Source organism: Micromonospora sp. WMMD961 (assembly GCF_029626145.1).
GTDB lineage: Bacteria > Actinomycetota > Actinomycetes > Mycobacteriales > Micromonosporaceae > Micromonospora.
Genome location: NZ_JARUBJ010000002.1, coordinates 2,907,755 through 2,919,176, shown reverse-complemented (window position 1 = coordinate 2,919,176; position 11,422 = coordinate 2,907,755). Strand labels below are relative to the sequence as shown.

General features: G+C 74.0%; 8 protein-coding genes. All 8 read right to left on the bottom strand.

Features of this window, described 5'->3' with window-relative positions:
• Positions 1-20: 20 nt before the first annotated feature.
• The 8 genes from O7614_RS13750 to O7614_RS13715 all read right to left on the bottom strand — a co-directional run bounded on the left by O7614_RS13750 (position 21) and on the right by O7614_RS13715 (position 11,421).
• A complete protein-coding gene (locus tag O7614_RS13750) occupies positions 21-944 on the bottom strand; it encodes an AAA family ATPase (RefSeq protein ID WP_030334877.1) in 924 nt (307 codons plus the stop codon).
• 180 nt (positions 945-1,124) lie between these two features.
• On the bottom strand, positions 1,125-2,105 hold the full coding sequence (locus O7614_RS13745; protein WP_278138832.1) for a site-specific tyrosine recombinase XerD: 981 nt from the start codon (positions 2,103-2,105) through the stop codon (positions 1,125-1,127).
• A gap of 23 nt (positions 2,106-2,128) precedes the next feature.
• On the bottom strand, positions 2,129-3,244 hold the full coding sequence (ald, locus tag O7614_RS13740) for an alanine dehydrogenase (RefSeq protein ID WP_278138831.1): 1,116 nt from the start codon (positions 3,242-3,244) through the stop codon (positions 2,129-2,131).
• Positions 3,245-3,584: 340 nt separating this feature from the next.
• A complete protein-coding gene (locus O7614_RS13735) occupies positions 3,585-4,190 on the bottom strand; it encodes an NUDIX hydrolase (RefSeq protein WP_278138830.1) in 606 nt (201 codons plus the stop codon).
• Complete coding sequence (locus O7614_RS13730) at positions 4,187-5,938, bottom strand: CTP synthase (RefSeq protein WP_278138829.1); 1,752 nt, start codon at positions 5,936-5,938, stop codon at positions 4,187-4,189. The genes O7614_RS13735 and O7614_RS13730 overlap by 4 nt, the downstream gene beginning before the upstream one ends.
• 163 nt (positions 5,939-6,101) lie before the next feature.
• A complete protein-coding gene (locus tag O7614_RS13725; RefSeq protein ID WP_278138828.1) occupies positions 6,102-8,567 on the bottom strand; it encodes a hypothetical protein in 2,466 nt (821 codons plus the stop codon).
• Positions 8,567-9,736, bottom strand: a complete 1,170-nt coding sequence (locus O7614_RS13720; RefSeq protein WP_278138827.1) for a glycosyltransferase family 4 protein — start codon at positions 9,734-9,736, stop codon at positions 8,567-8,569. Before O7614_RS13720 ends, O7614_RS13725 begins: the two co-directional genes overlap by 1 nt.
• Complete coding sequence (locus O7614_RS13715) at positions 9,733-11,421, bottom strand: lipid II flippase MurJ (RefSeq protein ID WP_278142255.1); 1,689 nt, start codon at positions 11,419-11,421, stop codon at positions 9,733-9,735. Before O7614_RS13715 ends, O7614_RS13720 begins: the two co-directional genes overlap by 4 nt.
• Position 11,422: the final 1 nt, after the last annotated feature.

The window sequence follows — 11,422 nt, the reverse complement described above, 5'->3', positions numbered from 1 at the left end:
AGCGGCACCGGGCGTTCCGGCTACCGCTCCGACTGGGCGGCGATCACCTCGCGGGCCAGCTGACGGTAGTTGCGTGCCCCGGAGGAGGCCGGGTCCATCGTGGTGATGGGGGCACCGGCCACGGTGGACTCGGGGAACTTCACCGTCTTGGTGATGACCGTCTGGTAGACCTTGTCGCCGAACGCCTCCACCACCCGCTGCAGCACCTGGCGGCAGTGCGTGGTGCGGCTGTCGTACATGGTGGCGAGGATGCCTTCGAGCTCCAGGTCGAAGTTGAGCCGCTCCCGCACCTTGTCGATGGTGTCCAGCAGCAGTGCCACCCCGCGCAGGCTGAAGAACTCGCATTCGAGGGGGATGAGCACGCCGTGCGCGACGGTCAACGCGTTGATCGCCAGCAGGCCGAGTGACGGCTGGCAGTCGATCAGGATGTAGTCGTACTCCTTGCGGACCGTGCGCAGCACCCGGGCCAGGGCCATCTCCCGGGCGACCTCGTTGACGAGTTGGATCTCGGCGGCGGAGAGGTCGATGTTGGCCGGCAGCAGGTGCAGGCCGGCCACGTCGGTCTTGATCAGGACGTCCTCGGCTGTCACGTCGTCCTGCATGAGCAGGTTGTAGACGGACAGGTCGAGGTTGTGCGGGTTGACGCCCAACCCCACCGAGAGGGCGCCCTGCGGGTCGAAGTCGACGAGCAGCACCTTGCGGCCGTACTCCGCGAGGGCCGCGCCCAGGTTGATCGTGGTGGTGGTCTTGCCGACGCCGCCCTTCTGGTTGGCCATCGCGATGATGCGGGCGGGGCCGTGCCGGTCGGTGGGCATCGGCTCGGGGATGGGCTTGCGCATCGTGTAGGCAGCCGGATCCGCCGGACCCAGATCCGCGCCGAGCGTGGCCTGCTGCTCGCGGAGCTCCGACGTCCAGGTCTCGGCACGGTCACCGTTGCCAGCCATGTCCTCGTTGCCCCCTCCCGACGACCCACCCGGCGTCGGAGCCGTCCGACGTCCTTCGCGGCGCCGCTGCGCACCCCGGTCGTGTCGCCCCAGGAGGTCCGCGCCGATGCCGACTGTACGCCACCGACCAGCAGGGGGTTCGGCACCGGCCCGGCGTGTCGGGACCGACCGCGACCGGGTTCAGCCCCGGGCGCGCGGGTGGGCGGTGGCGTACACCTCGCGCAGCCGCTCGACGGTGACCAACGTGTAGACCTGGGTGGTGGTCACCGACGCGTGGCCGAGCAGCTCCTGGACCACCCGGACGTCGGCGCCGCCGTCGAGCAGATGCGTCGCGTACGAGTGGCGCAGGGTGTGCGGGGAGACGGCGGCGGGCCCGTCGACCGGCAACCCGGCCCGCTCCGCGGCACGACGCAGGATGCCCCACGCGCCCTGGCGGGACAACGCGCCGCCGCGGGCGTTGAGGAAGACCGCCGGGGTTCCCCGGCCGGCGGCGGCCAGTGTGGGGCGGGCCCGCACCAGGTAGGCGCGGACCGCGTCGACGGCGTAACCGCCGATCGGCACCAGCCGGACCCGGCCACCCTTGCCGCGCAGCAGCACGGTGCCCTCGTCGGTGTCGAGGTCGTCCACGGCGGCGCCGACCGCTTCGGAGATCCGCGCGCCGGTGCCGTACAGGAACTCCAGCAGCGCCCGGTCACGCAGCGTACGGGGGGCGTCCTCGCCGGTCGCGGTGGTCGGGCCGGCGAGGTCCAGCAACCGGACCACGTCATCGACCGGCAGGGCCCGGGGCAGCCGCCGTGGTGGGGTGGGTGGGCGGACGTCGCGGCTGGGGTCGGCGCCGGCCAGCCCTTCGCGCATCGCGAAGCGGTGCAGGCCACGGACCGCGCTGGCCGCGCGGGCGGCGGACGAGACGGCGAGGGGCGGGTGTGCGTCGTCGCCCGCGCGCAGCCGCGCCAGGTGCGACTCGACCAGGCCGGCGTCGACCGACGCGAGGTCGGCGACGCCGGCGTCGGCCAGGGTCGCGAGGTACCGGTCCAGATCCCGCCGGTACGAGGTGAGCGTGTTCGCGGAGAGGCCACGTTCGACGGTGAGGTGGTCGAGGTAACCGCGCACGGCACGGCGCAGCGCCGACGTGGGCACCTCGCCCACGCCGGCGGAGTCCATGCTGCCGGTCAGCCCGCCACCGCTCAGGCCAGGACGTCGGCCAGCGGGAGCAGGTCCATCCCGTGCGCCTCGGCGACCGGTCCGTAGGTGACCCGGCCGTCGTGGGTGTTCAGGCCCAGCGCCAGCGCCGAGTCGTTGCGCAGCGCCTCGCGCCAACCCTGGTTGGCCAGCTCCAGCGCGTACGGGAGGGTGACGTTGGTCAGCGCGTAGGTGCTGGTGTTCGGCACCGCGCCGGGCATGTTCGCCACGCAGTAGAAGATCGACTCGTGCACCTTGTAGACCGGGTCGGCGTGGGTGGTGGGGCGCGAGTCCTCGAAGCAACCACCCTGGTCGATGGCGATGTCGACGAGCACACTGCCCGGCTTCATCCGGGAGACCAGCTCGTTGGAGACCAGCTTCGGGGCCTTGGCTCCGGGCACCAGCACCGCGCCGATGACCAGGTCGGCGTCGAGCACGGCCCGCTCGACCTCGTACGCGTTGGAGGCGATGGTCTGCAGGTGACCCCGGTAGATGGCGTCGGCCGAACGCAGCCGGGCGACGTTCTTGTCCAGCAGCAGCACCTCGGACTGCAGGCCCAGCGCGATGGCGGCGGCGTTCAGGCCGGAGACACCGGCGCCGATGACCACGGTCTTGGCCGCGTACACGCCGGAGACACCGCCGGGCAGCACACCCCGACCGCCGCCGGTACGCATCATGTAGAAGGCACCCACCTGCGGGGCAAGCCGGCCGGCCACCTCGGACATCGGGGCGAGCAGCGGCAGCGACCGGTCGGGCATCTCCACCGTCTCGTACGCGATGCCGGTGACCTTGCGGTCGACGAGCGCATCGGTGCACTCCTTGGAGGCGGCCAGGTGCAGGTAGGTGAAGAGCACCTGCCCCTCGCGCATGCGGTGGTACTCCTCGGCGACCGGCTCCTTGACCTTGAGCACCAGCTCGGCGGTCTCCCACACCTCGTCGGCGGTGGCCAGGATCTTCGCGCCCGCGGCGGCGAACTCCTCGTCGGTGATGCTGGAGCCGACACCGGCGCCGGCCTCGACGAAGACCTGGTGGCCGCTGCGGGTGAACTCGTTGACGCCCGCTGGCGTGATCGCCACGCGGTACTCGTGGTTCTTGACCTCGCGTGGGATTCCGACCTTCACGATGCAGACACCTCTCTTCGGGGCTGCTCTCCCCCGACTGCTCGGTGCCGCGGTGGCCCCTTTGCCGCCGCGGTCCACCGGTCCCGCCGGCGGCAGTCTAGGCGCGCCCGGCGCCGCCGAGCGCCAGCAGAGTGGCAATCGGTGCCCGAGTGTCCTGACGGAGTGTCAGGGCGACACCGGGATCCGCCGGCGGATGATCACCCCTGCCGTCGGGACAGCGTTCGGCCATTATCTCCCCATCTGCCGGATGCCGCTCGGGGCGGACGGCACGGGGCCCCGCGGCTGACCGCGGGGCCCCGTGGGCGCGTACTCCCGTGCCGGAGCGGGCCGGCCGCGCTGCTCAGCGGGGCAGCGGCGCGTCCGCCCGACGCACCGTCGCCCAACCGGCTTCGCGGGAGCGAGCCGCGGCGAGCAGCCCGGCCACCGCGGACGCGTTGGTGATCTCACCCGCCAGGACCATCGCGACGGCCTCGTCCAGGTCGATCCGGACGACCTGGAGGTCGGCCTCCTCGTCGTGGCGTTCGTGGCGCTCGTCGGCCGGCACGTCGGCGAGGTCGCGGGCCAGGAAGACCCGCACCACCTCGTTGGTGAACCCGGGCGAGCTGTGCAGGTCGACGAGCACGTCGACCTGCCCGGCGGTGAGGTCCGCCTCCTCGGCCAGTTCCCGCAACGCGGCGGCCGGCAACTCCTCGCCGGACACGTCCATCAGCCCGGCGGGCAGCTCCCACAGGTGCCGCCCGACCGGGTGCCGGTACTGCCGGATCAGCACCACCTGACCGGCGTCGTCGAGCGCCACCACCGCGACCGCCCCGACGTGCCGAACGAGGTCACGCACCCCCGTTCCGCCGCCCGGCATGGTCACCTCCTCGGTGACCACGTCGAAGATCCGCCCTCGGTAACGCTCCTCGCGGGAGCGCACCTCGTAGCGGTGCTCGCTTGCGCTCACGAGGCGGAAGCCGCCTTCGTCGCGGCGCCGTTGCGGGCGGCCTTGCGCGCCGTCGGGGCGTCCGTCGCCGCGTCCAGGTCGACCGGCAACTGGTCGGCCTGCGAGTACGCCACCGCGGCCTTGACGAACGACGCGAACAGTGGGTGCGGGCGGGTGGGGCGGCTCTTCAACTCCGGGTGCGCCTGGGTGGCCACGAAGAACGGGTGCAGGCTGCGGTCCAACTCGACGAACTCGACCAGCCGGCCGTCCGGCGAGGTGCCGGAGATGTGCAGGCCCGCCTTCGTCAGCGCGTCCCGGTAGGCGTTGTTCACCTCGTACCGGTGCCGGTGCCGCTCGCTGATCTCGGTGCTGCCGTACGCCTCGGCGACGATGGAGCCCTCGGTCAGCGTCGCCGGGTACGCCCCGAGCCGCATGGTGCCGCCCAGGTCGCCCTTGCCGGCGACGATGTCCTCCTGGTCGGCCATCGTGGCGATCACCGGGTGCGCGGCCTTCTCGTCGAACTCCGCCGAGTTGGCGCCGTCCAGACCGGCCAGGTGGCGGGCCACCTCGATGGTCATGCACTGCAGGCCGAGGCAGAGGCCGAGCAGCGGGATGCCGTTCTCCCGGGCGTACCGGGCGGTGCCGATCTTGCCCTCGATGCCGCGGACGCCGAAGCCGCCGGGGATGAGGACGCCGTCCACGCCGGCCAAGGCCGCCGCCGCGCCGGCCGGGGTGACGCACTCGTCGCTGGGCACCCAGCGCAGCTGCACCCGGGCGCGGTGGCCGAAGCCGGCCGCCCGGATCGCCTCGCTCACCGACAGGTACGCGTCGGGCAGGTCGACGTACTTGCCGACCACCGCGACGGTGACAGTGTGCCGGGGCCGGTGCACCCGCTCCAGCAGGTCGTCCCAGCTGGCCCAGTCCACGTCCCGGAAGGACAGGTTGAGCCGGCGCACCACGTACGCGTCGAGCCCCTCCCGGTGCAGCACCTTCGGGATGTCGTAGATGCTCGGGGCGTCCGGTGCGGCGACGACCGCCTCGGCGTCCACGTCGCAGTAGAGCGACAGTTTCTCCTTGAGCTTCACCGGGATCTCCCGGTCGCAGCGCAACACGATGGCGTCCGGCTGGATACCGATGTTGCGCAGCTGCGCCACCGAGTGCTGGGTCGGCTTGGTCTTCAGCTCACCGGACGGCGCCAGGTACGGCACCAGGGAGACGTGCAGGTAGAAGCAGTTGTCCCGGCCGAGGTCGTGGCGGACCTGACGGATCGCCTCCAGGAACGGCAGCGACTCGATGTCGCCGACCGTGCCACCGACCTCGGTGATCACCACGTCGGGGAGCTGACCGTCCTCGTCCGGGTCGGCCATCGCCAGGATCCGCGACTTGATCTCGTTGGTGATGTGCGGGATGACCTGGACGGTGTCGCCCAGGTACTCGCCGCGCCGCTCCTTGGCGATCACGTCGGAGTAGATCTGACCGGTGGTGACGTTCGCCTTGCCGGACAGCGCCCGGTCGAGGAAGCGCTCGTAGTGCCCGACGTCGAGGTCGGTCTCCGCGCCGTCCTCGGTGACGAAGACCTCACCGTGCTGGAACGGGTTCATCGTCCCTGGGTCGACGTTCAGGTAGGGGTCGAGCTTCTGCATCACCACGCGCAGCCCGCGCGCGGTCAGCAGGTTGCCGAGGCTGGAGGCGGTGAGGCCCTTACCCAGCGAGGAGGCGACGCCCCCGGTGACGAAAATGTGCCTGGTCGTCCGTGCTGATGGGGCCAAGGCCTGCTCCCGTGTCGTCTGTCGCGGTCATGCAGACCGCCGTGCTTGATCAGCAAAGTGATCACGCGATCCACGGGATTCGACGGTAACACCTCCCGGGCGGGTACCCGCAGGCCGCACCCCGGCTGCGACACCTGCGGGTCATCCGGACGCGGCCCGGCGCTCAGGAGGCGGCAACCTCGGTCGATGACCGGGTGGCCTGCCGGGGCGCTACGGCGGGCCCACCCGCGGTCGGCTCCGCCGGGCCGTCAGCGTCGACGCCGCGCTCGATCGAGGCGTCCGAGACCGCCGAGGGCTCGATCGAGGCGTCCGAGACCGCCGAGGGCTCGGTCGAGGCGTCCGAAACCGCCGAGGGCTCGGTCGAGGCGTCCGAAACCGCCGAGGGCTCGGTCGAGGGCGGGCCGCTGATCGGCCGCGGGTGAGCTGCGCCCAGCGGACCGCCGCCGGTCGGCCCGTCACCCCCACCGGTCGGACCGACCCCGCCGGAGCCCGAGTCGTCGTCGGCGCCGCTGGCGCGCAACCGGCCCGGAACCGGGCGGGTCCGGTCGGCGGCGTGCCCGAGCACCCGCAGCGACGCCAGGACGGCCATCGGCACCACCAGCGCGGCGGCGGCGCCCATCACGTCCAGCGCCGCGCCGTCGAGCAGGCCACCGAGCACCGCGGCGACCACGGTCCCGGCCAACGCGGCCCGGACCGCCGGGTAGATGCCGAACAGCCGCATCAGTCCACCCCACGGCTGCAACAGGGCGAACCACACCAGCAGCCCGCCGGTCAGCGCCAACACGGTCATCGGGCTGTTGACCAACGTCTCGAAGTTCTCCGTGCTGGACCGGTGCACGGTGAACCCGCCGGTGCCGTCGCCGAGCGCGGAGAGGAACCGCCCGAGGCTGCCCCGCTCCGCCGGGGGACGGCGCAGGTCCACCACTCCGAAGCCGATACCGACCGCCAGGGCGGCCATGGTGGCCCAGGCCAGCCGGCTGATCGTCAACCAGCCCCCGGCGCTGATCACGGCGGCGACGCTCACCCCGGCGGTGAGCGCGATCGCGCCGACCGGGTCAGCTCCCAGGTACGGGCTGCCGACCACCACCACGGCGAGGCCGCCCACGGCCACCGTCACCGCCGGCCGCCACACCCGGTGCACCCGTTGGGCGAGCCAGCCGCCGGCGAGCAACGCCCCGGCGAGCAACACCCCCAGCCCCACCGTGCTCAGTCCGGAGTACCGGCCGCCCTGCAACGCGGAGTAGCCGACCACGCCGTTGAGCTGCAGGCTGGCCCCGGTGAGCACGTCCAGCCCGACGACGAGGGTGGTGAGGCCGGCGACCGCGCCGAGGGGGCCGAGGGTGCCCGCGTACCCGGGGGCCAACCGCACCGCGGCGGTGCCCGCGGCCACCAGCAGCACGGTGACCCCGGCGAAGATCCACCGGGGGTGCTCGCCCTGCCACCAGGGCACCGCGTCGGCCAGCAGCGCCGCCGGCACCGTCAACGCCGCGGCGACGAGCAGCAGCTCCACCACCGCCGTGATCCGCCCGGAGACGGGCGTCGGGCCGGCCGGGCCGGCGTGTGGGCGGGCCCGGCGCAGCAGCGGCAGGATTCCGAGTGCCAGCAGCACCTGCACGCCGGCCAGCACCGTGAAGAACACGCCGGAGACGTCGCGCTGGGCAGCAGCCTCCCGATCGGCGTCGGCCGGTGCGTCGATCGCCTCGGCCAGGTCGGCGGGACGGCCGCCGGTGCTGACCGCCGGACGGCCGAGGAAGAGTCGCTCCGGCATCGGCCGGCCCAGCGCGGCGAGGGCGGTCGGCGCGAGGTCGACGAGTTGCAGGTAGCCGTCCCGGCCGGTGCTGGCCGAGGTGAGCCACCCCCGCTCCCACCCCGGCCCGTCGGCGACCGCCACGTGCAGCCGCGCCGGCTGGGCGGTGTCGGAGATCCCCGCGACCAGCACCAACGACCGTGGTGGCCGGGCCGCCAGCACCCGGGCCAGTTGGGCGTCCGCCGCTCGGGCCTCCTCGGCGCGGGTCGCCGGGTCCGTCCCCTCGACAGTGCCGAGGTCGACGATGCTCAGCACGCAGGCGCCGAGCAGCGTGCGCGGGTCGGCGGGCAACGCCGGGGCGTACCGGTCGACGCGGCCGAACGGTCGGGCGGCGGCCACCGCCGCACCCGGCCCCACCGCGACGGAGCAGCGCACCGACTCGGACAGCGAGCCGGGCAGGGCGCCCCACGGCATCCGCTGCTGGTTGTGCTGGACCACGCTCTCCTGATCCGGCAGGTTCGCGCCGATGCCGTCCGGCTGTTCGACGGTCACCCCCGCCGTCGGGCAGCCATCGGGCGACCGGCCGCCGTTCCACGCGGCGAAGCTGCCCGCACCCAGGGTCAGCCAACCGTCCACCGGGCAGGTGGGCCGGTGCGCGGATCGCACCGACAGCGAGCCGATCGACCCCTCCTGGGCCATCCGCCACAACGTCGGGGTGCGCTGCGGATCCACGTCCTCCCAGCGCAGCCCCGCGACCCCGGCGAGCACCACGAAGTCGGCGGTGCGTCGCGGGCTGTCCTGCGCCGGGCGGGCGGCGAGCGCGACGACACCGAGCGACACCACGAGGACGGTCAACAGGGCGGGGGTGATTCGGCGCAGCATCACCGGTGTCCCGTTCTGGGGGCGTCGGAGCCCGGCGCGGTTGCCGGGCCGGCGCGGTCGGCGACCAGCTCGGCGTAGAGGGCGGCCAGAACGGCGACGGTGTCCGTCTCGGTCGGCCACGTGGCCGCCCGTTCCGCGCCCCGCCGGCCCAGCTCGGCCCGGGCCGCCGGGTCGTCCAGCAGCGCCCGCACCGCCGCGTCGACAGCGTCGACGTCGCCGGCGGGGATCAGCGCGGCGGCGTCGCCGACCAGGTCCGGCAACCCGCCGACCGCGGTCGCGACCAGCGGTACGCCGGCGCGCAGCGCCTCCTGGGCGAAGAGTTGCCGGGCCTCCCAGTCGCTGGTCACCACCGCGAGGTCGGCGCCGGCGAGCAGGTCGGCCACGTCGGTGCGGTGCCCCAGCAGGGTCACCGGGGCGCGGGCCGCGGAGGTCCGCGCGGCCAACGGCAGGTACGCCGGCCCACTGCCGGCGATCACCACGACCGGCGGTGGCGTACGGGTACGCCAGCGGGCCGCCGCGTCGATCAGTACGTCGTAGCGTTTCTGCGGGTGCAGGCGGCCGACCGAGATGATCAACGGCTGTTCGGGGCGGACCCCGAACTCGGCGCGGACCGCCGCCGGGCGTCGACGCGGCGCGGGCAGCGTCGGCGCGGCGACCGGGGCGAGCCTGGCGTCGGCGGCACCCAGTGCGGCGGCCCGTCGCACCAGATCCATGGAGGCGCCGAGGGCCACCGTGGCACCCCGGGCCACCACGCGTTCGACGAGTCGGGACACCCCGCCCCGCAGGCCGCCCGCGAGCACCGCGTTGTGCCACGTGACGACCAGCGGCGCGGCGGGGCGGGCCAGCACGGCGACCAACCCGGCCCGCAGACCGTGGGCGTGCACCACGTCGACGCGGGAGGTGGTGAGCACCCGACGCAGGGTGAGCACCGCCCGGGCGTCGGCCGGCGTCGGGCTGGCCGGGATCTCCACCGGCTCGAAACGCGCACCGACCCCGGTGAAGTCGAACTGCTCCTGGGTCGCCGCCGGCCCGCAGACCAGGACGGTGGCACCTCCGGCGACGAGGCCACGCGCCACCGACCGGACGTGCTGGCCGACCCCGCCGGTGCTGGACGCGAGCACCAACGCGACGGTGCCCGACCAACCGGCGGACGAGGATGGCTCAGTCATCGCGCAGCTGTCTCCTTCCCGTCGCCCCGCTCCGGGGAGACCGCACCGGGCGTCGGACCGCCACCCCGGGGCCCGCGTCGACCCAGCCGCCGCAGCACCCCGGCGACCAGTGGCGCCACGTCCCGCCGGTCGACGAACCAGACCACGGCGAGGAACACCGCCCCAACCAGAACCCCGGACAGCATGCCCTGACCGAGTGCCACCGCCGTCGTCGGGGTGCCGCCGGCCGACGCGTCGAGCAGGCGGCTGAGGCCCAACCCGGCGAGCGCGGCGAGCACACCGGCCAGCACTCCGGCGGCCGAGGCCCGTGCCGCGCCGGCCAGCGCCGCTCGGCCGGCGCCGCGCAGCACCGCCAGGATCAGCAACGCCCCGAGCACCAGCATCCCCACCGAGTTGGCGGACGTCACCGCGAACACCCGGTCGCGCAGCGGCAGCAGCGCGCCGAACAGCACGACGACGGCCGGCACCACCAGGAAGCCGACGGCGGTGGCGGCCGTCGCCGCCCGGGTCTCCCCGCGGGCGTAGAGCGCCCGGGTGAGCACCGCGAAGAGCCCGTAACCGACCAGCCCGGGGGCGTATCCGATGATCGCGGCGGCGGCGGTGGGCGCGGTGGACGCCGGAAAGAAGAAGTGCCCGACCGGTCCGGCGGTGCCGATCAACGCGGCGGTGCCGAGGCAACTGAACAGCAGCACCCCGCGTACGGCCGGTGCCAGCGTCGACCGGTAGGTGTCCTCGTCGCCGGCGGCCCGCGCCGCCGCCAGCGTCGGGTACGCCGCGACGGCCAGCGGCACCGCCAGCACCGCCCACGGCAACAGGTAGACGGTCTGCGCCAGGTTGTAGACGCCCGGGTTGCTCCGCGCGCCGGCGGTGACCTGGTTCAGGCTGACGATCAGGGCGATCTGCTGCGTGGTGACGGTGACCGCGCCGGCGACCGCCAGACCGCCGACCCGGGCCCGCGCGTCGGCCGGGAACCCGAACCCGGGCCGCAACCCCAGGCGCAGTCGGCTGACCGGGATGACCAGGGACAACGACAGCACCACCACCCCGAGGGTGGTGCCGACGGAGAGCAGCAACTCGCCACCGGGGCTCACCCCGCCGACCGTCGCGTTGCGGCCCTGCGTCGCGGTGAACCCCAGGTAGACGACGATCACGGTGAGACTGGACAGCAGCGGCGCGAGCACCGGCCAGGCGAAGCGCCGGTGCGCCTGGAGCACCCCGGTGAGCACGATGCCCACCCCGTACAGCGGCAGTTGCGGTGCGAAGACCCGCAACATCCGGATGCCGCTCTGCTGCTGCGCGGCGGTCAGGTGGTGGCCGAGCGACTCGACGACCGGCCCGGCGAGCAGCACCACCAGCACCGCGAGCGGCACCAGCAACGCCAGCGTCCAGGTCAGCAGCGCGCCGGTGGTCCGGGCCACGGCCGTCCGGTCACCGGCCGCGACGGCGCCGGCCAGCAGCGGTACGACGAGACTGGCCAGTGCGCCACCGGCGACGATCTCGAAGATGAAGTTCGGCACCGCGTTGGCCACCACGTAGGTGCCGCCGAGGTCGGTGTTACCCAGACTCCAGGTGAACAGGGCGGTGCGGCCGAAGCCGGCCAGCCGGCTGACCACGGTGAGGACGGCGATGAGCGCGGCTGCCCCGGCCAGCCGGCCGGCGCCGGCGAGGGGGGCCGGTCGGGTCACG

What these genes read in the sequence shown, in the direction of transcription:
- O7614_RS13750 (WP_030334877.1), bottom strand. Translation starts at nt 944, where the DNA reads ATGGCTGGCAACGGTGACCGTGCCGAGACCTGGACGTCGGAGCTCCGC.
- O7614_RS13745 (WP_278138832.1), bottom strand. Translation starts at nt 2,105, where the DNA reads ATGGACTCCGCCGGCGTGGGCGAGGTGCCCACGTCGGCGCTGCGCCGT.
- O7614_RS13725 (WP_278138828.1), bottom strand. Translation starts at nt 8,567, where the DNA reads ATGCTGCGCCGAATCACCCCCGCCCTGTTGACCGTCCTCGTGGTGTCG.
- O7614_RS13720 (WP_278138827.1), bottom strand. Translation starts at nt 9,736, where the DNA reads ATGACTGAGCCATCCTCGTCCGCCGGTTGGTCGGGCACCGTCGCGTTG.